The following is a 20262-nucleotide window of genomic DNA, read 5'->3' as shown; positions in this document are numbered from 1 at the left end:
TCATACCTCCGTGGACAGTTCGGTGCGCCAGCTGCGCTTGGGCCGCCAGCCGAGCAGCGCCTCGGCCTTGGCGGAGGAGAACGCGGGGGCGGTGCCGGCCAGAGCCGCGCAGTGCGGAGCCGCGGCGGGCAGGTGCCGGGGCAGCAGTTCGGCGAGCGGCTCGCGGGCCAGCGCGTCGGCCGCCCCGGCGAAGAACACCTCGCCGTTGGCCAGCGTGGGCAGCCCGTCCAGCAGGCACCGGACGAACTCGGCCGCGTCCCGCGCGTCGATGTAGTTGAACAGCGACATCCCGCCCAGTTCGGGGCGGTCGAGGCGTTCGTCGATGCGGTGGCCGCTCTGCGTCGGCGCGCCGTGCCACTCCTCGGGCGCCACCACGAAGCAGGGCCGCAGCGCCGCGTACCGGACGCGGTCGCCGTCAGCGGCGGCGAACATCCGCATGGTGTGCTCGGCGGCCAGCTTGGACAGGCTGTAGGCGTTCCACGGCGCCACCGGGTGCTCCTCGTCGAGCGGCAGGTACGACGGCGCCCACCCGTGCGGGGCGCCGTACCCGATGACGGTCGGGCTGCTGGCCAGCACGACGCGCTCCACGTCGCCGCAGTGCGACGCCGCCTCGCACACGTTGAACGCCAGCTGCGTGTTGACCCGGTAGGTGTAGGCGTCGGTGCGGCTGAACGGCGTGGCGATCGCGGCCAGGTGCACCACCGCCCGGGGCCGGAACCGCGCCATCGCCTCGAACGCCTCGCCGAGGTCGGTGAGGTCGGCGGGCAGCACGGCGGCCGCGTCGGCCGGGGTGCCGGGCGCCGGGTCCACGCCGATCACCTCGTGCCCCGCCTCGGCCAATGCCGTCACCACGCTGCGTCCCAGCCGCCCGGCGCTGCCGGTGACCAGGATCCGCGTCCCCGGCTCCAGCGCGCTCTCGGCGATCGCCGCCGTCGTGTTCTCGCTCACCGCTTCCCCTCGCACGCTCATCCCTTCACCGCGCCCGCGCTCAGCCCCTGGACGAGGTAGCGCTGGATGACCGCGAACACCAGCACGACGGGCAGGGCCGCCACCACGCCGCCGGCGGCCAGCGCGCCGAAGTCGGCGCCGTACTCGCCGATCATGTAGTTGAGGCCGACGGGGACGGTGTACTTCTCCTGCTCGCTGAGGAACATGAGCGCGAACAGGAAGTTGTTCCAGGAGTGGATGAAGGCGAACGAGCCGACCGCCACCAGGCCGGGCCGCAGCAGCGGCAGCACCACGGTGAGGAAGCCGCGCAGCCGCGAGCAGCCGTCCACCCAGGCGGCCTCCTCCAGCTCCACCGGCACGTTGCGGACGAACCCGCTGATCAGGATGAGCGACAGCGGCAGCTGGAACACCGTCTCGGCGATCACCAGGCTCCACAGCGAGTTGACCAGCTGCAGCTCCCGGAAGATCTCGAACAGCGGGATCAGCATCATGGCGCCGGGGATGAACTGGGTGCACAGCATGGCCACCAGGAACAGCGTCCTGCCGCGGAACCGGTAGCGGGCCAGCGCGTACCCGCCGGCCAGCGCGATCACCGTGGTGGTGATCAGCGCGACCACCCCGACCTTGAGGCTGTTTTGGAAGTAGACGCCGAACCCGACGCTGTTCCACACGGTGCTGAAGTGCTCGAACGTCAGCGGCCAGGGCAGGAAGCCGGTCCGGCCCGCCGGGCGGAAGGCGTACAGCAGCATCCAGTAGAACGGGATCAGCGTGAACGCCAGGTACAGGCCGAGCGGGAGGTAGATCTCCCACTTGCGCGGGCCGCCCGCGCCACCGCGCCGCCCGCGCCGGGCGGGGCGGCGCCGGGCCGGCTCGTCCGGCCCGCCGTCCGCCGGGGACGCCGCCGGGGCGCCGGCCGCGCGCTCGTCGTCCAGGGTCATGGTGGGACGGCGGCTCAAGACCGCTCACCTCCGAACTTGCTGAGGCGCAGGTAGAGGATGGAGAAGAACAGCAGGATCAGGAACGCCGCCGTGGTCAGCGCCGATCCGTAGCCGAACTCGTGCGCGACCGTCGCCTTCTGCGCCACGTACAGCGGCAGCGTGGTGGTCTGGTGCGCCGGGCCGCCGCCGGTGAGCGTGTAGAGCAGGTCGACGTTGTTGAACTCCCACACCGCCCGCAGCAGGGTCGCCAGGATGATGGCGTCCTTGAGGTGCGGCAGCGTGATGTGCCAGAACCGGCGCAGCCGGGTGGCGCCGTCCACCGACGCCGCCTCGTACAGGTCCTTGGGGATGCTCTGCAGGTCGGCCAGCAGGAGGATGGCGAAGAACGGCACCCCGCGCCACAGCTCGGTGAGCACGGCGGCGGGGAAGACGCTGCCGGTGTCCGACAGCGGCGACGAGCCGTGCTCGACCAGGCCGAGGTCGGCCAGGTACGGGGTGAAGCCGGTGGTCGGGCTGTAGAGCAGGATCCAGATGCTGGTGGTGAGCACGCCGGAGATGGCCCACGGGGAGAACACCAGCGCCCGCGCCAGCGCGCGGCCGACGAACGTCTCGTTCACCAGCAGCGCCAGCGCCAGCCCGAGCACCAGCTGGAAGCCGACGGTCGCGGCGACCCACTCGGCGGAGAAGCCGAGGCTCTGCCAGAACAGGTCGTCGCCGAGCATGTCGCGGAAGTTGCCGAGCCCGGCGAACCCGTTGTCCCACGGCTTGGTGATGTTGTAGCGCTGCAGGCTGTAGTAGAAGACGCCGGCCACCGGATAGACCAGGAAGCCCAGCATCAGCAGCACCGACGGTGTGATCAGCAGGTACGGGGTGCGCGGCCCGCGGGCGGGCCGGCGGCGCCGTCTGCGCCGGGGCTGCGGGGTGCCGCGCCCGGCCGTGGTCGCCTCGGCGATGGCCACGAGCGCCTCCTTACGGGTCGGTCGTTCGGGTCGTCGGGTTCGGTGGGACGGGTCGGGGGCCGGGGTGCGGGGTCGGGGCGGGGACGCGCAGGCGGGCACTGAAAGCGCTTACCGCCGGTATGTGCGCCTCCGCCCGCCCCGAGCCGCAAGGGGGGCGGGTCGCCCGGGGGTGTGCCACCGGTCACACAGCAACCGGTTGCAGAAACATTCGCGTCATCCGAGCGAAACGTCAAGGGGTCGGCGTGACCCAGATGCGTCACGCCTGACAAAACGCAGACGGACCGGGCCGATCCCGGAGGACGCCCCGCGATCTCCCCCCGTCGGCGCGGTTGACGGAGCTGCAATCGTTTGCATTAATGAGGCGTTCCAACGCCCAGGAAGGGGAGAGCGTGGCCGTAACGATCCGGGACGTCGCGCGTGCCAGCGGCGTTCACGTCTCCACGGTGTCGCGCACCTTCTCGGCCCCCCACCTGGTCAACGCCGAGACGCGCAACCGCGTGCTGGCGGTGGCCGAGCAGCTGGGCTACCGGCCCAACCGCGCGGCGCGCGGGCTGACCACGGGCCGCACCCACAACCTCGGCCTGATCGTCGCCGACATCGCCAACCCGTTCTTCCCGCCGCTGATCAAGGCCGCCCAGGCGCACGCCCGCGCCCGCGACTACCACGTGTTCGTCGCCGACACCGACGAGGACCCGCGGGTGGAGGAGGAGCTCATCCGGGCGTTCACCAAACAGGTGGACGGGGTGCTGCTGTGCGCGCCGCGGCTGGGCGACCGGACTTTGGCCAAGCTCCGCCGCCAGGTGCCGTTCGTCCTGGTCAACCGGCGATTGGACGGGCTGCCCGCGGTGCTGATGGACGTCGGGCACGGCGCCCGGCTGGCGGTCGAGCACCTGGCCGGACTCGGCCACCGGCGGCTGGCGCTGCTGTCCGGGCCGGAGGGGTCGTGGAACAGCCGGCGCATCCGCGAGTCCGCGGCCGACGCCGCCGCGGCGGCCGGCGCCGAGCTGACCGTGATCGGCCCGAACTCCCCCACCGAGCAGGGCGGGCAGATCGCCGCGCCCGAGGTGGCGCGCGCCGCGGTCACCGGCGTGCTCGCCTACAACGACCTGGTCGCGATCGGGCTGGTCGAGGGGCTGGCCGAGCTGGGCGTGCGGGTGCCCGACGACGTCAGCGTGGTCGGCGTCGACGACATCATGCAGGCCCGGCTGAACCGGCCCAAGCTGACCACGGTGGCGATGCCGACGGTCGCCGCCGGCCGCACCGCCGTGGACATGCTGCTGCAGCTGGTCGGCACCGAGGAGCCGGGGCCCGCCGCGCTGACCGTCCTGGAGACCACGCTCGTCGTCCGCGAGTCCACCGCGGCGGCCCCCGTCGAGGAACGGCCCGCCCGCCTGCCATCCGGTGAGGTCACATGAACGAGGAGAGGTTCGGCGTGCTGCCCGACGGCACGCCCGTGCACCGCTACACGCTGACGGGCGGCGCCCTGCGCGTGCGCGTTCTGACATACGGCTGCGTCGTGCAGACCCTGGAGGCGCCCGACCGCGACGGCGCCCCGGCCAACGTCGTCCTCGGCTGCGCGACGCTGGACGACTACGTCACGCGCAGCCGCTACTTCGGCGCCGTGGTGGGGCGCTACGGCAACCGCATCGCGGGCGGCCGGTTCCGGCTGGACGGCCGGGAGTACACGCTGCCGCGCAACAACGGCGCCAACAGCCTGCACGGCGGCGAGCAGGGGTTCGACAAGCGCGTGTGGGACGTCGCCGACGCCGGCGACAGCTCGATCGTCCTCACCTACGTCAGCCCCGACGGCGAGCAGGGCTACCCGGGGACGCTGCGCGCCACCGTCACCTACACCGTTTCCGACGACGCGCTGCGCATCGACTACCACGCCACCACCGACCGCCCGACCGTGGTGAACCTGACCAACCACTCCTATTTCAATCTCGCCGGGGAGGGCTCCGGCACGGTGTACGACCAGCGGCTCGCCATCGACGCCGACCGCTACCTGCCGGTGGACGCGAACCAGATCCCGCTCGGCGAGCCGGCCCCGGTCGCGGGCACCCCGTTCGACTTCACCAAGCCGCAGCCGATCGGCGCCCGGATCCGCCAGACGCATCCGCAGCTGCTGGTCGGCAAGGGCTACGACCACACGTTCGTGCTGAACGGCGGCGAGGTCGCCGCCCGCGCCGAGGACCCGCGGTCCGGCCGCGTGATGGAGGTGCTGACCAGCGAGCCCGGCGTGCAGTTCTACTCGGGCAACTTCCTGGACGGCTCGCACATCGGCACCGGCGGCCTGGCCTACCGGCAGGGCGACGCGTTCTGCCTGGAGACGCAGCACTTCCCCGACTCCCCCAACCAGCCGTCGTTCCCGTCCACGGTGCTGCGGCCCGGCGAGGAGTACCGCTCCACCACCACCTTCCGCTTCAGCACGCTCCCGGACTGAGCGCCGCCGCGGCCGAGCACGCGCACCCCCGTGTCCACCGATCGGTTGACACGGGGATGACCGACGCGCCGATCCCGCGGCGGCCGCCGCGGGAAGACGCTTGAGTCATGACGGACACAGCGGTGCGGGTGCGCGGACTGCGCAAGCGGTACGGGGACGTCGACGCGGTGAAGGGCGTCGACCTGGACATCAGGCGCGGCGAGGTGTTCGCGCTGCTCGGCCCGAACGGGGCGGGCAAGAGCACCACCGTCGAGATCCTGGAGGGGCACCGGCAGCGCACGGCCGGCGAGGTGTCCGTGCTCGGCGCCGACCCCGCCAAGGCGGGCCGCGGCTGGCGGGCCCGCATCGGGATCGTCCCGCAGACCTCGAACGAGGACCCCCAGCTGACCGTGCGGGAGATGGTGCGGCACTTCGCCGCCTACTACCCGCGGCCCCGCGACCCGGACGAGGTGATCGAGGCGGTGGGGCTGGCCGAGCAGGCGACACGGCGGGTCGGGCGGCTGTCCGGCGGGCAGCGCCGCAGGGTCGATGTCGCGCTCGGCATCATCGGCCGGCCGGAGCTGCTGTTTTTGGACGAGCCGACGACGGGGTTCGACCCCGACGCCCGCCGCCGGTTCTGGGACCTGATCCAGGGCCTGGCCGGCGACGGCACCACGATCCTGCTGACCACCCACTACCTGGACGAGGCCGAGGCGCTGGCCGACCGGGTCGGCGTGATCGCCGCCGGCCGGGTCGTCGCGGTGGACACCCCCGGGCGGCTGGGCGGGCGCGCCACGGCCTCCGCGCGGGTGAGCTGGCGGGGGCCGGAGGGCCCGCAGCGCATCGACACCGACTCCCCCACCCAGGTGGTGGCGGAGCTGAGCCAGCGGTTCGGCGGCGAGGTGCCCGAGCTGACCGTGACCCGGCCGTCCCTGGAAGACGTCTACCTGTCCATGATCGGAGCGACGAAATGACCCTCGCCCTCAAGCTGGGCTTGGCGCGCGGCGCCTTGGAGCTGAAGACGTTCGTGCGGGAGCGGGAGGCCGTGGTGTTCTCCTTCGGCCTGCCGATCGTGCTGCTGCTGATCTTCGGCACGATCTTCGAGGGCGAGGTGGGCGACACGGGCGTGGACTTCCGCCAGTACTTCGCCGCCGGGATCATCGCCGGCGGCATCATGTCCACCACGTTCATCAGCCTGGGCATCAGCATCGCCAACGAGCGCGACGACGGCACCCTCAAGCGGCTGTACGGCACGCCGATGCCGAGGGCGTCCTACTTCATCGGCAAGACGGTCTCGGCGCTGGTGCTGTCGGTGGCCGAGACGGCGGTGCTCTTCGCGGTCGGCGGCGCGCTGCTCGGCCTGGAGCCGCCCGCGACGCCGCAGCGGTGGTTCACGTTCGGGTGGGTGTTCGTGCTCGGCGTGGCGGCGTGCACGCTGCTGGGGATCGCGGTGAGCAGCGTCCCGCGGTCGGGGCGCAGCGCCGCAGCGGTGCTCAACCTGCCCTATCTTGTGCTGCAGTTCATCTCCGGGGTGTTCTTCGTGTTCGGGGACCTGCCCTCCGGCGTGCAGCAGGTCGGCGCGCTGTTCCCGCTCAAGTGGATGTGCCAGGGGCTGCGGTCCGCGCTGCTGCCCGACGTGCTGCTCGCGGCCGAGCCCGCCCGCTCCTGGGAGCACGGCAGGATCGCCCTGGTGCTGGCGGCCTGGTGCATCGGAGGGTTGGTGCTGTGCCTGACGACGTTCCGCTGGAAGCGGCGCCACGAGCGGTGACCCGCGAGCCCGACGCGTGGCGGTGGGGCGTGGGGCGCTGGGAGGCGTACTTCGCGCTCGTGCTGGTCTCCACGGTCATCTACGTGCTGGCCGGGGGCGAGGCGTGGAAGCGCGACGCGGTCGCGGCGGTGCTGCTGGTCGCGCTGGCGCCGTGGTACCTGCTGCTGGGGCGGCGGTCCGCCGACCGGGCGGCCCCGCCCCCGGCGACCCTGGCCTACCTGACAGGGGCGGTCGTGCTGTCGGGGGCCGCGTCGATCGCGGCCCCGGAGAGCTCCCTGGTGCTGTTCGCGCTGTGCCCGCAGGCGTTCATGATGCTGGACTGGCGCGGCGCGATGCTGACGGTGCTGGCCCTCAACGCCACGCCGGCGCTGCGGTTCCTGTGGGAGTCCACGACGGTCGGTGCGGTGGTGTCGTTCGCCCTGTGGGCCGCGGTGACCATGGGCTTCTCGGCGTTCTTCGGGTTCTGGGTGGACCGGATCATCCGGCAGAGCCGCGAGCGCGCGGAGCTGATCGCCGAGCTGCGCGCCACCCAGGCGGAGCTGGCCGCGGCCAACCGCCGGGCGGGCGCGATGGCCGAGCGGGAGCGGCTGGCGGCCGAGATCCACGACACGCTGGCGCAGGGCTTCACCAGCATCCTGATGCTGCTGCAGGCCGCCGACTCCCATCTCGACCAGGACCCGCAGCAGGCGCGGCGGCAGATCTCGCTCGCGGCCAGCACCGCCCGGGAGAACCTGGCCGAGGCGCGGGCGCTGGTCGCCGCGCTGCCGCCGGCGGGGCTGGAGTCGTCGTCGCTGGAGGAGGCCCTGGAGCGGCTGGCGGAGCGGGTCGGCGAGGAGATGGGGATACCGGTGGAGTTCACGACGTCGGGGCCGCCCCGGCGGCCGGCCGCGGGCGCCGAGGTGGTGCTGCTGCGGGCCGCGCAGGAGGCGACGGCCAACATCCGCAAGCACGCCTGGGCCGGGCGCGTGTCGGTGCGGCTGGCCTACGGCGGCGACACGGCGGTGCTGGAGGTCCGCGACGACGGCGCGGGGTTCGATCCGGACGCCGCCGCCGCGGCGGGCCGCGGCTTCGGCCTGCGCGGCATGCGGGAGCGGGTGATGCAGGTCGGCGGGCGGCTGGAGGTGGACAGCGCGCCCGGTGAAGGTACGGTCCTGACCGTGGAGGTGCCGGCATGAACGCGGACGCGATCACCGTGATGCTCGTCGACGACCACCCGGTGGTGCGGGAGGGGCTGCGGGGCATGCTCTCCGCCGAGGACGGCATCGAGGTGGTGGCCGAGGCGGGCGACGCGGCCGAGGCGGTGGCGGCCGTCCGCAGGCACGAGCCCGACGTCGTGCTGATGGACCTGCGGCTGCCCAACGCCGACGGGGTGGAGGCCACGGCGCGGGTGCTCGCGCAACGGCCGGGGACCCGGGTGGTGGTGCTGACCACCTACGAGACCGACCGCGACATCCTGCGCGCCGTGGAGGCGGGCGCCACCGGCTACCTGCTCAAGGACGCCTCCCGGCAGGAGCTGGCGCAGGCGGTGCGGGCGGCGGCGCGCGGCGAGACCGTGCTGGCCCCCTCGGTGGCGGCCAAGCTGGTGACGCGGATGCGCTCGCCGGTCGAGCTGTCGCCGCGCGAGATCGAGGTGCTGCGGCTGGTCGCCCGCGGCCGGACCAACGCCGAGATCGGCCGGGAGCTGTTCATCAGCGCGGCGACGGTCAAGACGCACCTGCTGCGCGCGTACGGCAAGCTCGGCGTCTCCGACCGCACGTCCGCCGTGACGACCGCCCTGGAACGCGGCATCCTCCGCCCCGGCGAGTGACGTCTGACCTTCCGGGCTGGCGGCCGGCGACCGCCTTTACCTGACAGAAGAGACGAGCGGGGCTGTGCTGCTCGCTCCCGAGAGCAGGTCCAGGCCGAGCGGGGTCAAGGTGTGCAGGACCGCGCTGCCGTTGCGCTGCGTGGTGACCAGCCCGGCCTCGCGCAGGACGGCCGTGTGCTGGCTCGCCGAGGCGATCGACGTGCTCGCCCTGCGGCTGAGTTCCGTCGTGGTGCAGCCGTCCTCGATCGACCGCAGGATCGCGGCCCGGGTCCGGCCGATCAGCGCGGCGAGGGGCTTCCCTCCGGAACCGGCGACACGGTCGCGGACGTCCTGGGCGACCGGGTAGACGAGCACGGGTCGCAGTTCGGGATCGACCAGGGTCACGGGGGTGCGGCAGCAGAAGAACGACGGCTGCAATAACAGGCCCCGTCCTCCCAGCACCAGTTCCTGGGAGACCGGGTAGTCGGCCTCCAGGTACGGGGGCTTCCACCGGAACAGCGGGCTGTAGCTGCGCAGCAGTCCCTCGATGCCTCCGTCGGCGAAGGCGCGCATCCGCTTGGTCCTGTCCGCCTCGATGAGTGCGCGCACCCGGGGCCAGTCCGGCTCCAGCACGGTTTCGTGATAGGAGCGCAGTGCCCGTCCCAGCCCCTCGAAGACCCGGATGTCCCCGTCGGCCAGCCCGCGGGTCCACGTCGGCAGCGGACGCTGGGCGCCGAGCAGTTCCAGCTCGGCCCGCAGCCGGGTGCGCGGGGTGGCCAGGACGGACTCGATCCCCTCGTCCAGGGAAGCCGCCGGCCCGGCCGGAGTGAGGAAGTCCGGAAAGTAGGGGGCGTGCGGCGCCAGGGTCATCAGCGGCCGAATCCAGGGACGCAGCTTGCCGCGGATTTCTCGGCGCCAGCCGTCGAACAGCAGTGCGCCTTCACGGTTCTGCAGCAGCTGGACGCTGAGCACGATCTCCCACATGGCGTCGGGACCGGCACGGACGCGCGTCCGGGCAAGATCATCGAAGCTGAAATGAATCCGCAGCATGACGTCCCCGCGAAGTGACCTCAGCCTGCCGTGGCGACTGCACCTTAGGCTCTCCGAGGACACCGGTTCCGACATCCAGGAAAACTCTGAACAGACCCGTATATATCACGACACCCGTTACGGCCTCAGGAAAGAACAAGTCGCTTCCAGGCCCCCGTGCACACCCGGAAACGTCACTCGGCGAAGCCTTCGCCTCACTCTGGGCCCGCCCCGATCCCGCACCTACCGCGGCACCTTCGGATCGACCGATCCGGCATTCCGGTTCCGAAATGACACCGAAGCGACTCAGTCAGAAAACGATGGTCAGGTACGTCATCAATAATCAGCGGGAGCGGCTGCGTGAAGCGCACGACCACAGCGGCTCTGGTTCTCCCCGCCCCCCACTGACGGTCGCATACGAGCCGCATCAACACCGACCGGCCAGTCGCCACGATGATCGGCCGCAAGCCACCGCCCCCGGTCAGCCACCCACCTCACGCACTCGGGAGGCGCCTCGTTCAGGCCGGGCAGTCATGTTCGCCGCATCGCCGGTGAAGTGACTGGTGCGGAACGAACTGCGCGAGCTGTTCCAGCGGATGCTGCCGCCGTCCCCGCCCCCCACCGCAGGGCGGCGCCTCTCCGGACCTGCCGCACCTGTTGACGAGCGTCGCACGGAGTGCGGACGGGCGGCCCGCGCCGCCTTGGTCGCGTCGGCGGTTTCGGGTGGACGCTGATGACGAATCCGCCCGACGGCCACGTCCACGTGCAGCGGGACGTCGATGCCCCCCAGGCGGTCCAGCTCGGCGGCCGGCTCGTCGATCGGGTCGTACCGGCGGGCACTCGCCGAAGTCCGCCGCGCCGGGCCTCCTGCGGCCGCCCGCCGCCGGTCCCCGCGGCAGGCGGCGACTCACATGATCGACGGCTGCTACAGTCACCTCGTGACCGGCCGTGCTCCCCTCCAGATGCGCCAGATCGTGCGGCCGCAGCAGATCGGCGACGACCTGACCCGCGAACTGATCGACTGCTGGGTGACCGTCAGCAACGCCGGCGGCGCCGTCGGTTTCCCGTTCCCGCCCGTCACCGCCGCCGAGATCGCCCCGGTCGCCGAGCAGCTCATCGCCGGCCTCGATGGCATGCGCAGCCGACTGGTCCTGGCCATGGCCGACGGCGTCCTGGCGGGCTGGCTCAACATCCGCCGCGACCCGCACCCGCTGGTGGCGCACTGGGGAACCCTGCACCATGTCCAGTCTCACCCCGCCTACCGAGGCCGCGGTGTCGGGACGGCGCTCATGCGCCATGCCCGGCGGGTGGCCCGGGACGAGATGGGCCTGGAGCAGCTGCATCTCGCCGCCCGGTCGGGCATGGGACTGGAGGAGTTCTACGGTCGGCTCGGCTACAAGGAGATCGGCCGCCGCCAAGGCGCCTACCGGCTGGGGCCCGGCGACGACCGCGACGAGGTTCTCATGGCCCTCGCCCCGCTGTGACCGGTGATCGCCCGGGCCTGACTGGGGAGTGATCCCGCCGCCCGGCCGGGCCGGGCGTTCTCGCAAGGACGTCGCGCACTGCGGAGGCACCGGCGGAACCGCTCGCAGCCGGAAAAGCCGTGGCCGCCGGAAGGCGGGGCCGGATGTACCTTCCGGCGGCCACGGGGCCGGGGTGGCCGGGAATGAGGGTCAGGTGAGGTCGTAGACGTCGAGGCGGCCGCACATGCCGAGGCGGCGGTCGCCGGGGGCGGGGGCCGGGCGGTGGTGCAGTTCGGCGTCGCGGAGGTGGGTGAGGTCCCCCGCGCGCAGGGCGGCGAGGTGGTCGCCGGTGCGTTCGGCGGACGCCAGGGCGCCCGTGCGCCAGCGGCGCTCCCACTCGTCGAACCGGTCGGACTTGAGGCGGACGGCGGCGGCGTAGAAGTCGTCCAGGGCCGTCCGGTCGCCGGACTCCAGCCGGCGGCGCAGGTCGCAGAACCCCTCGACGGCCAGGTCGCGGCGGCGCCGGGCCGCCTCCTCGCCGGCGGCGTGCACGTGGGCGCCGTCGGCGAGCGCGGCGGCCTCGTCGTAGGCGGACCGGTCGGCGAGCACCTCGGCGGGGAAGGTGAACACCGCGTCGCCCGCCTCGGGCAGGCCGCTGTTCTGCATGACGACGACGATGCGCAGGCCGCCGTCGTTGACGGCCCGGTGGATGGTGCCGGGGGTGAACCACACGACGGTGCCCGGGGTCAGCGGCGTCTCGGTGAAGCCCTTGTGGTTGAGGGTCTGCACGCGTCCGGCGCCGCCGACCACCACGTACGACTCGGCGCACGTCAGGTGGACGTGCGGGGAGCCGCCGCACAGCCCGTCCGCCGCGGCCCAGTCGTAGACGCTCAGCCCGGAGACCCCGACGCCGCCGGGATAGGTGCTCACCATGTCTGTTCCCTCGCGTGTGCCTCGATGCGGTCGCGGTCCCATGCAGTGTCGGCGATCACGATCCGATGTGCGAGGTCCAGGGTGTCCCCCGGGTCGAGGACCACTTCGTCGTGGAAGGCGAACGACGGGTTGACGGCGGGGAACGGGTTCGACCGCACGAACCAGCGGGTGCGCGCCCCGGGCGGGTCCACGAACAGCAGCGTGGAGGCGCGGTCCACCTCGTCGTGCCGGCCGACGAAGGCCAGCCACGGGCCCGGTTCGCCCATCATCGCCTCGCCGCCCCGGCCGCCGGACGCGACGATCTCACCGCCGGTGAACGAGCGGGGGCCGCGCCAGAAGAACCCGGTGTATCCGGCCAGTTCGCGTCCGTTGGTGGTGGGGCTGCCGAAGACGAGCGGGGCGTCGCGGACGTTGCGCAGGGAGGTGAGGAAGGTGAGCGTCCACGCGCCGTCGGCCACGTCGTGGACGGTCAGGGTGCGGTTCTCGTCGATCCAATGGGCGCCGCCCTGGGTGTGCCAGGTGAGGCGTTCGGCGATGCGCACCCGGTCGCCGTCGGCGGTGACCTCGGTGAACTCCTCGTGCCGCATGGTGCCGACGTTGGGCAGGTCCACGTAGCCCTTGCCGCGGACGTAGCTGCCGCCGCCCCAGAAGTTCTCCCCCGACACGTGCGACGCGGTCATCTGGATGCCCTTGTGCCAGCGGTGGTCGTAGGGGCGGTAGGCGGTGACCACGTCACCGGCCAGGGTGCGCACCGGGTGCAGGTAGGGTTTGGGACCCTCGAACGGGTCCATGACGGGCCGGAAGACGTAGCGCAGAAGTTCCACGTCTCCCGCCAGGACGGACAGCGCGTCGGCCGAGTGCTCCAGCTTCACGGCAATGCCTCCCGTCGTCACGGCACCGCCTCCGCCGCCGAGGGCGCCCAGCCCGGCACGTCGCCGTGCAGGCGGTGGTAGAAGGGGTCGTCGGGGGTGAGCTCGTCGCGGGTGACGGGCCGCGCGGTGAACGCCGACTTGTACAGGCCGGTGACGAACTCCAGGGTCCGGCGGCCGCCGGGGCCGCTGGTGGGCGGGCGTTCGCCGCGTTCGTAGCAGTCGAGCAGGGCGCTGAGCTGCGCCAGGTGCGAGCTGGGCACCTCGGCGCCGGGGGCCGTCCAGGCGGCGGCGGTCTCGGCGGGCACGTGCGGCGCCGGGGTGTAGACCCAGTCGCCGTCGCCGTACCCGTACAGGTGCCGCAGCTCGACGGTGGCGTCGGTGAAGTCGAAGCGCAGGTAGCTCTCCTCACGCGGCGACAGGACGCTGTTGAGCACCGTCGCCATGGCGCCCGACGCGAACCGCACCATGGCCGCGGACACGTCCTCGGTCTCCACGCGGCGGTCCAGGCGGCCCGCCATGGCGCGTATCTCGGCCCAGTCGCCGAGGACCTCGAGCATGAGGTCCATCTGGTGGACGCCGTGGCCGAGGGTGGGGCCGCCGCCCTCGGTGTCCCACCGGCCGCGCCACGGGACGTCGAAGTAGTCGTGGTCGCGGTACCAGGCGGTGACGCACTGGGCGACGAGGGGGCGGCCCAGCGCGCCGGCGTCGACGAGGCCGGCCAGCCGCCGCGCGCCCGACCCGAACCGGTGCTGGTAGACGATGGCCGCGTACGGGCCGTCCGGCCCCTCCGCCGCGGTGATCTCGTCGTACTCGGCCAGCGACAGGCACGGCGGTTTCTCGCACAGCACCCACGCGCCGGCGCGCAGGCAGGCGACCGCCTGGGCGGCGTGCGCGAACGGCGGGGTGCAGATGTGCACCAGGTCGGGCCGGGCCTCCTCCAGCATCCGGTCGAGGTCGGTGTAGGCGGCCGGGATGTCGTGCTCGGCGCAGAAGGCGGCGACCCGGGGGGCGTCCACGTCCATGGCCGCGACGACCTCGGTGCGGGCGCGTTCGGCGCGCAGCGCGGGCATGTGGCAGATGCGCGCGATGCCGCCCGCCCCGGCGATCGCGACCCTGATCCTGCGGCCGCCGCTCACCGGATCACCACGGTGGTGAGGGAGCGCGGGGCCAGCTGGACCGACAGGCGGCCGGCCTTGACGGCGGCGACGTCGGCGGGGGCCAGCGAGCGGGCCGCGTCGGTGACGTAGCCGGCGGCGCGGCGGGCGGACTGGTCGAGGGCCAGGTCGGCGCGGGTGGCGGCGCCGGTGTTGAGCAGTTCCACCACGCGCGAGCCGTCGGCGTTGCGGAACGCGGTGATCTTCACCGCGGGGTCGGCGACCGCGGCCTGCACGCGGTGCGCGCCGGGGCGGATGAACCGGCTGTAGGCGGCCATCGCCCACAGCCGCTTGGACACCCGGTAGGAGTCGGCCCCGTCGGCGAGCTGGATGAACGCGCGCGTGGCGCCGAGGGACGCGCCGAGCCAGTACACGTATCCGTTGGCGTTGCCGCTGGTCAGGGTGTGGTGGATGTCCTCGGCGACGGTCATGCCGTCATAGCCGCTGCCGTCGTCCCAGTTCTCGTTCCAGGTGTCGCCGTTGGGCGACCACTCCGACATCCAGGTGTGCTTGGCGGTGGGCATCGGCTCGTCGGCGGCGCTGGAGTAGCGGTGCCCGGTGTACGTGGTGATCCACTTGCGCGCCTGCGGGTCGGCTTCGATCGCCCTGGTGTAGTCGATCTGGCCCATCCATCCGGTGTGCTCGCAGCAGATCACGCCGAGGCCGGCCCTCCGGGCGATCGGGCCGAGGATCTTGGTGAACTCGACCGCCTGGGCGGGGGTGAACCGCATGGACGCGTAGGTGGCGGTGTAGTCGGGTTCGTTGGTGAAGGCCAGGTCGCTGATGCGGATGCCCTCCTGCCTGTAGAACCTGGCGTACTGGACGAGGTAGTTGGCGTAGGCGGCGCGCCAGTCGCCGCTCGCGCAGTTCGTTCCGGACAGGCCGCACAGGGTGCCGCCGTTGGCGTCGTCGCCGTTGTCCTTCATGTAGGCGGGGGCGCTCCAGGCGTTGGCGTAGAACCGCTTCACGCCGTACTTGGCGGCCTCCTTGGCCAGCCACACCTGCCCGCCGTCGTCGCCGTCCCACACGTAGCGGGGCGGCGCGTCGGGGCCGCCGGGGTCGACCGGCTGGATCGACTTCATGTGGTCGTAGACGTCGTCGGCGGACGAGCCGATGCCCAGCCGCAGGATCGACAGGCCGGCGCCCTTGTCCCTGCCGAACAGCAGGTCCAGCACCTGGCGGCTGTTGGCCGGGGACAGGCCGCGGGCGCCGCGGATCAGGGCCGCCCGCTGGAACGCCTGGGAGACGCCGAATCCGTCGATCGGCTGCAGCCGCGCCGAGAAGCGGACGCTCCCCGCGGTGTCGGCCGCATGGGCGGGGACGGCGGTCGCGGCGCCCAGGCAGACGGCGGCCGCGACCAGGGTGGCGAGGCGGCGCGCACGCCCGGTCGGCAGGCGCCGGGCGGTCGGGTCCGTTCGTTCGGCCATCGCAGGTTCAGCCTTTCGTCGCACCGGCGGTCAGGCCGCCGATCAGCTGGCGTTCGGCAACGGTGTAGAAGGCCAGCGCGGGCGCCATGGCGAGCACCACGTAGGCCAGGATGCGGGCTGTGTCCTGGGCGTACTGCCCCTGGAACTGCTGGACGCCGACGGGAATGGTCCACCAGTCCGGCTGGGTGAACACCAGCAGCGGGAGGAAGAAGTTGTTCCAGCTCGTCACGATCGCCAGCACCGAGACGGTGGCGAGCGCGGGCCGGGCCATCGGCAGCAGGATCCGCCAGAAGAACCCGAAGGCGGAGCAGCCGTCGATGATGGCGGCCTCCTCCAGCTCCGCGGGCACGTTGCGGAAGAAGCCGCGCAGCACGATGACCGTCATCGGCAGGCCGAAGGCGGCCTGCGGCAGGATCACGCCGAGCGGGTTGTCCAGCAGCCCGAAGGTCCGCAGCAGGATGAACAGCGGCAGGATCGCCACCGCGAACGGGAACATCAGCCCGATCGCGAACAGCGTGAACACCACCTCCCGGCCGCGGAAGGCGAAGCGCGCGAACACGTACGCCGCCAGCGCCGACACCGCGACCGTCACCAGCATCGTGGCCAGCGCGATCACCGTGCTGTTGGCGACCTGCCGCCAGAACGTCCCGGAGGCCAGCAGCTCGGTGTAGTTGGCGGTGACCCACTGCCTGGGCAGGCCGAACGGGTTGCCGGACAGCTCGCTGGTGCTCTTGAAGCCCGACACCAGCGCGTACAGCAGCGGGACGACGATCATCGCCCCGACCACCCAGATGATCGCGTGCATGGACAGCCCGCGCAGCCGGGACCGCAGCCGCACGGCGCTGGACGGTGCGGTGGTCGGGGTCATCGGCGGCCTCGCATGCTGGTGACGGCGCCCTCCAGGTCGCGGCGCAGCACGTAGCGCTGGTAGAAGAGGGCGAACACGAAACTGATCAGGAACATCACGACGCTGATCGCGCTGGCGTAGCCGACCTGGTAGCGCTTGAAGCCGAACTGGAACATCGTCACCGCCATGGTCTCCGAGGAGTGCACCGGCCCGCCCGCGGTGGTCACCCAGATCAGGTCGAACAGCTGGATCGCACCGATCACCGACAGGAACGCGCTGATCCGGATGGTGGGGCCGAGCAGCGGCAGGGTGACGTACCGGAACCGCTGCCAGGCGCCCGCGCCGTCGATCGAGGCGGCCTCCAGCACGTCCTTGGGGATGCTCTGCAGGCCGGCCAGGTAGAGGATCATGTGGAAGCCGAAGTACTTCCACGTCATCACCAGGAACACCGTGGGCAGCACGGTGGAGGACGAGGCGAACCAGCCGATGCCGAGGCCGCCCAGCCCGACCGCGTCCATGATGTGGTCGGCCAGCCCGCTGTCCGGAGCGAAGATCATGGTGAACAGCACACCGGTGATGACCTCCGACAGGACGTAGGGCGCGAAGAACAGCAGCCGGTAGAACGCCCGGCCGCGCAGCCGCTGGTTGAGCAGCACGGCCATGGCCAGCGCGAACGGCAGCTGCACGCAGACCGACAGCGCGATGAGGACGAACCCGCGCCACAGGTCGCCGAGGAACACCTCGTCCTGGAACAGCCGGACGAAGTTGTCCAGGCCGACGAACTCGTCCGGCCAGCCGAACCCGCCCCAGCGGAACAGGCTGGTGTAAAGGGCGAAGACGACCGGCAGCAGGACCAGCGCGGCGAACAGCACCAGCGCGGGCAGCAGGAACGCCGCGATCGTCGCCCGCTCGCGCAGGCGCCGCCGGCTGCGTGCGGCGCGGCGGTGCCGGGCGGGCGCCGACGCCGCGTCCCGGCCGGGTGCGGACTTGCGGACCGAGACGGCCATCGGCTCGCTCACTGCCCCTTGGCGGCCTGCGTGACGGCCTGCGCGACCTGCTCGGGCGCGGCCTTGCCGGCGATGAGGGCGGCGACCTGGTCGTTGACCTCCTGGCCGACGGCGGGCGGGAACGCCTGGTCGAAGAACTGCTGGAAGCCGGTCGCCTTGTTGAGGGTCTCCCAAACCGTCCGCAGGTTGGGGTCTGTGAGCGCGCTCTCGGCGCCCTTGGCGATCGGCAGGTAGCCGCCGGACGCGACGCGCTTGCGGTCGTTGTCCACCGAGGCGAAGAACTTCAGGAAGTCGATGGCGATGTCGGGGCCGTCGCGGCCGACGGCGTTGCCGCCCCCGCCGCCGAACACCTCGGTCACCGCGCCGCTGCCGCCCTCCACGGCGGGGAACGGGAAGAAGCCGAGGTCGTCGCCGATGCCCTCGCCCATGTCCCTCTGCACGCTGGGCGCCCACTGGCCCATCAGCTCCATGGCCGTCTTGCCGTTGCCCATCTGCGCGGCCTGCCCGTCGGTCGACGAGTAGCTGGCGCCGAGGAAGCCGTTCTGGAACGGCTGCAGGTCGACCAGCTCCTTCAGGTGCCGTCCGGCCTGCACGAACGGATCGGTCGTGAAGTCGTTGGTCTTGCTGGCCTCCTGCACGGCGGCCACTCCCCCGACGCGGATGGCCAGGTACGCCCAGTAGTAGTGGCCGGGCCACTTCTCCTTGCCCCCGAGCGCGATCGGGGTGATGCCGGCCGCCTTGAGCTTGCGGACGTCCTCCAGGAACTCGGCCCAGGTCGCGGGCGGCTTGTCGATCTTGGCCTTGTCGAAGTGCGCCTTGTTGTACCAGAACCCGACCATGCCGATGTCGTAGGGAATGGCGTAGGTCTTGCCGTCGAACTCGTACGCCTGCCGCGCGATCGGCGACAGGTTCCCGATCCAGGGCTTGACGTCGTCGGTGATGTCCCGCACCAGCCCCGCGTCGACCTGCTGCTTGAGCACGCCGCCGCCCCAGGTGTGGAAGAGGTCCGGCAGCTTCCCGGAGGCGGTCTGCGCGGTCATCTTCGACTTGTAGGCGTCGTTCTCCATCGGGTTCTGCTTGATGGTCACGCCCGGGTGCGCGGCCTGGTACTCCTTCACGGCCTGCGGCCACAGCGTCTTGCCGGGGTCGGTGGTGGCGATGTTCCACCATTCGATGGTCTTGCCGGACGAGCCGTCGGAGCCGCCGCAGGCGCTGAGCAGGGGGGCGGACAGTCCGGCGAGTCCGGCCGCGGCCAGGAACGTGCGACGCGAAAGGGGTGCGGTGCCCATCGGAGTCCTCCTGGGCTCGGGGTGGGTCGGGTTCGCGGTCTGGTGCGACGGGCGGGTCGGGACGGACGAGCCCGGCGACTCGCCACCACCCGTCTTCGAAACTTTTCGAAAATCTGCGGTAGGTGTTGTTGCCGTGGAACTCTAAGAAAGCCCCCTCTTGCGGTCAAGGCCTCATTCAGACCCCAGCGACAAACGTGTTAATGGGGCTATCGACTTCCGAAAGATTGCGATACTGTTCGCAATCGTTCATCGGGGAGGAGCGTCCATGTCCGACCAGCCGTCCCGTCCGACCCTCGCGCTGATCGCGTCGGAGGCCGGGGTGTCCCCCGCCACGGTCTCCAAGGTGCTCAACGGCCGCACCGACGTGGCGCCGGCGACCCGCGAGCGGGTCGAGGAGCTGCTGCGCTCGCACAACTACGCCGGGCCGGGCGGCGGGCGGCGCGCCCGCCGGTCCGGGCTGATCGACCTGGTGCTGGCCGGGCTGGACAGCCCGTGGGCGGTGGAGATCCTGCGCGGCGTGGAGGCCGAGTGCGCCGAACGCGGCATCGGCGTGGTGGTCTCCCTGGTGCGCGACGACGACGCCCGCCCGCCGAGCTGGCAGAACCTGCCCGTGCTGCACCACAGCGACGGGGTGATCCTGGTGACCTCCCGGATGACCCGCCAGCAGCGCCGCCAGCTGGAGCGCGCCGGGGTCGGACTGGTGCTGGTCGACCCGGTCAACCTGCCCGACCCCGACATCGCCAGCGTCGGCGCGACCAACTGGGCGGGCGGCCTGGCCGCGACCGAGCACCTGCTGGAGCTCGGCCACCGCCGGATCGCGATGATCGGCGGCCCGGCCGACATGCTGTGCACCCAGGCCCGGGTGGACGGCTACCGCACCGCGCTGGAGCGCGCGGGCGTCCCGGTCGACCGGGAGCTGATCCGCTACGGCGACTTCCGGCACCGCGGCGGCTTCGCGCGCACCCGCGAGCTGCTGGCGCTGCCGGACCGGCCGACCGCCGTCTTCGCGGGCAGCGACGAGCAGGCCATGGGCGCCTACGAGGCCGCCCGCCAGGCCGGGCTGCGCATCCCCGAGGATTTCAGCGTGGTCGGCTTCGACGACCTGCCGACCTGCGAATGGATGTCGCCGCCGCTGACCACCGTCCGCCAGCCGCTGGAGGAGATGGGCCGCACCGCCGCGAGCACGCTGCTGCAGCTGCTGGACGGGCGCCCGCTGCTCAGCCCGCGCGTGGAGCTGGCCACCGAGCTGCGCGTGCGGCACTCCACCGCCCCGCCCCCGACCGCCTGACCGCGCAGTGGCGACCGGCCGGCCGCCCGCCGCCTGCGCGGACCCCGTCCCCCCGCCCGTCCCCCGCCCGTCCGACGCGTTCGACCGCCGCCGTTCGAGCGCTTCCACCGACCGTCCCCGACCGCCGCAGCC

At 72.3% G+C, this 20262-nt stretch carries 19 protein-coding genes; 8 read left to right on the top strand and 11 right to left on the bottom strand.

The genetic code is table 11. The features are described from left to right. From QSK22_RS17920 to QSK22_RS17910, 3 genes are read right to left on the bottom strand one after another with little or no spacing between them, the layout of a single operon-like run. Positions 1 to 948, bottom strand: a complete 948-nt coding sequence (locus QSK22_RS17920; RefSeq protein WP_285495345.1) for an NAD-dependent epimerase/dehydratase family protein — start codon at positions 946 to 948, stop codon at positions 1 to 3. 17 nt (positions 949 to 965) lie between these two features. Continuing rightward, positions 966 to 1904 (bottom strand): carbohydrate ABC transporter permease, encoded by a 939-nt coding sequence (locus QSK22_RS17915; protein WP_285495344.1) that lies wholly within the window; start codon positions 1902 to 1904, stop codon positions 966 to 968. After that, a complete protein-coding gene (locus QSK22_RS17910) occupies positions 1901 to 2845 on the bottom strand; it encodes a carbohydrate ABC transporter permease (RefSeq protein ID WP_285495343.1) in 945 nt (314 codons plus the stop codon). The genes QSK22_RS17915 and QSK22_RS17910 overlap by 4 nt, the downstream gene beginning before the upstream one ends. 389 nt (positions 2846 to 3234) lie before the next feature. Here QSK22_RS17910 and QSK22_RS17905 point away from each other — a divergent pair, with 389 nt between their 5' ends. From QSK22_RS17905 to QSK22_RS17880, 6 genes are all read left to right on the top strand, one after another. Then, positions 3235 to 4260 (top strand): LacI family DNA-binding transcriptional regulator, encoded by a 1026-nt coding sequence (locus QSK22_RS17905; RefSeq protein WP_285495342.1) that lies wholly within the window; start codon positions 3235 to 3237, stop codon positions 4258 to 4260. Further along, positions 4257 to 5288, top strand: a complete 1032-nt coding sequence (locus tag QSK22_RS17900) for an aldose epimerase family protein (RefSeq protein ID WP_285495341.1) — start codon at positions 4257 to 4259, stop codon at positions 5286 to 5288. The genes QSK22_RS17905 and QSK22_RS17900 overlap by 4 nt, the downstream gene beginning before the upstream one ends. 107 nt (positions 5289 to 5395) lie before the next feature. After that, positions 5396 to 6241 carry an ABC transporter ATP-binding protein gene (locus tag QSK22_RS17895; protein ID WP_285495340.1) on the top strand — a complete coding sequence of 282 codons (846 nt, stop codon included), beginning with the start codon at positions 5396 to 5398 and terminating at the stop codon, positions 6239 to 6241. After that, positions 6238 to 7035: an ABC transporter permease gene (locus QSK22_RS17890; RefSeq protein WP_285495339.1), complete on the top strand. Its 798-nt coding sequence runs from the start codon at positions 6238 to 6240 to the stop codon at positions 7033 to 7035. Before QSK22_RS17895 ends, QSK22_RS17890 begins: the two co-directional genes overlap by 4 nt. Continuing rightward, positions 6993 to 8210 carry a sensor histidine kinase gene (locus QSK22_RS17885; protein WP_285495338.1) on the top strand — a complete coding sequence of 406 codons (1218 nt, stop codon included), beginning with the start codon at positions 6993 to 6995 and terminating at the stop codon, positions 8208 to 8210. The genes QSK22_RS17890 and QSK22_RS17885 overlap by 43 nt, the downstream gene beginning before the upstream one ends. Next, positions 8207 to 8842, top strand: a complete 636-nt coding sequence (locus QSK22_RS17880) for a response regulator (RefSeq protein ID WP_285495337.1) — start codon at positions 8207 to 8209, stop codon at positions 8840 to 8842. The genes QSK22_RS17885 and QSK22_RS17880 overlap by 4 nt, the downstream gene beginning before the upstream one ends. Before the next feature lie 36 nt (positions 8843 to 8878). Here QSK22_RS17880 and QSK22_RS17875 read toward each other — a convergent pair whose 3' ends face one another. Beyond that, positions 8879 to 9871, bottom strand: coding sequence for an ArsR/SmtB family transcription factor (locus QSK22_RS17875; RefSeq protein ID WP_285495336.1), 993 nt, complete (start codon positions 9869 to 9871; stop codon positions 8879 to 8881). 917 nt (positions 9872 to 10788) lie between these two features. On the opposite strand from QSK22_RS17875, the gene QSK22_RS17870 reads away from it, so the two are divergent. Next, on the top strand, positions 10789 to 11334 hold the full coding sequence (locus QSK22_RS17870; RefSeq protein WP_285495335.1) for a GNAT family N-acetyltransferase: 546 nt from the start codon (positions 10789 to 10791) through the stop codon (positions 11332 to 11334). A gap of 189 nt (positions 11335 to 11523) precedes the next feature. On the opposite strand, the gene QSK22_RS17865 is transcribed toward QSK22_RS17870, so the two are convergent. Genes QSK22_RS17865 through QSK22_RS17835 form a run of 7 tightly spaced genes read right to left on the bottom strand, consistent with a single transcriptional unit; the run spans position 11524 to position 18842 of the window. Next, positions 11524 to 12246: a cupin domain-containing protein gene (locus QSK22_RS17865; RefSeq protein ID WP_285495334.1), complete on the bottom strand. Its 723-nt coding sequence runs from the start codon at positions 12244 to 12246 to the stop codon at positions 11524 to 11526. Beyond that, the gene (locus QSK22_RS17860; protein ID WP_285495333.1) at positions 12240 to 13118 is read right to left on the bottom strand and encodes a DUF6807 domain-containing protein; all 879 of its coding nucleotides are present in this window, start codon (positions 13116 to 13118) and stop codon (positions 12240 to 12242) included. Before QSK22_RS17860 ends, QSK22_RS17865 begins: the two co-directional genes overlap by 7 nt. A 17-nt stretch (positions 13119 to 13135) precedes the next feature. Next, positions 13136 to 14254 carry a Gfo/Idh/MocA family protein gene (locus QSK22_RS17855; protein WP_285495332.1) on the bottom strand — a complete coding sequence of 373 codons (1119 nt, stop codon included), beginning with the start codon at positions 14252 to 14254 and terminating at the stop codon, positions 13136 to 13138. After that, complete coding sequence (locus QSK22_RS17850) at positions 14251 to 15699, bottom strand: glycoside hydrolase family 30 protein (RefSeq protein ID WP_285495331.1); 1449 nt, start codon at positions 15697 to 15699, stop codon at positions 14251 to 14253. Before QSK22_RS17850 ends, QSK22_RS17855 begins: the two co-directional genes overlap by 4 nt. A 7-nt stretch (positions 15700 to 15706) precedes the next feature. Continuing rightward, complete coding sequence (locus QSK22_RS17845; RefSeq protein ID WP_285495330.1) at positions 15707 to 16567, bottom strand: carbohydrate ABC transporter permease; 861 nt, start codon at positions 16565 to 16567, stop codon at positions 15707 to 15709. After that, on the bottom strand, positions 16564 to 17565 hold the full coding sequence (locus QSK22_RS17840; protein WP_285495329.1) for a carbohydrate ABC transporter permease: 1002 nt from the start codon (positions 17563 to 17565) through the stop codon (positions 16564 to 16566). Before QSK22_RS17840 ends, QSK22_RS17845 begins: the two co-directional genes overlap by 4 nt. Beyond that, positions 17562 to 18842, bottom strand: coding sequence for an extracellular solute-binding protein (locus QSK22_RS17835; protein WP_285495328.1), 1281 nt, complete (start codon positions 18840 to 18842; stop codon positions 17562 to 17564). Before QSK22_RS17835 ends, QSK22_RS17840 begins: the two co-directional genes overlap by 4 nt. Positions 18843 to 19107: 265 nt before the next feature. Here QSK22_RS17835 and QSK22_RS17830 point away from each other — a divergent pair, with 265 nt between their 5' ends. Beyond that, positions 19108 to 20130, top strand: coding sequence for a LacI family DNA-binding transcriptional regulator (locus tag QSK22_RS17830; protein WP_285495327.1), 1023 nt, complete (start codon positions 19108 to 19110; stop codon positions 20128 to 20130). The last annotated feature ends 132 nt before the right edge of the window (positions 20131 to 20262 follow it).

The organism is Actinomadura sp. NBRC 104425 (assembly GCF_030269545.1).
Taxonomy (GTDB): domain Bacteria; phylum Actinomycetota; class Actinomycetes; order Streptosporangiales; family Streptosporangiaceae; genus Spirillospora; species Spirillospora keratinilytica.
The sequence above is the reverse complement of the archived record's forward strand: the minus strand, read 5'-3'. Positions and strand labels throughout refer to the sequence as shown.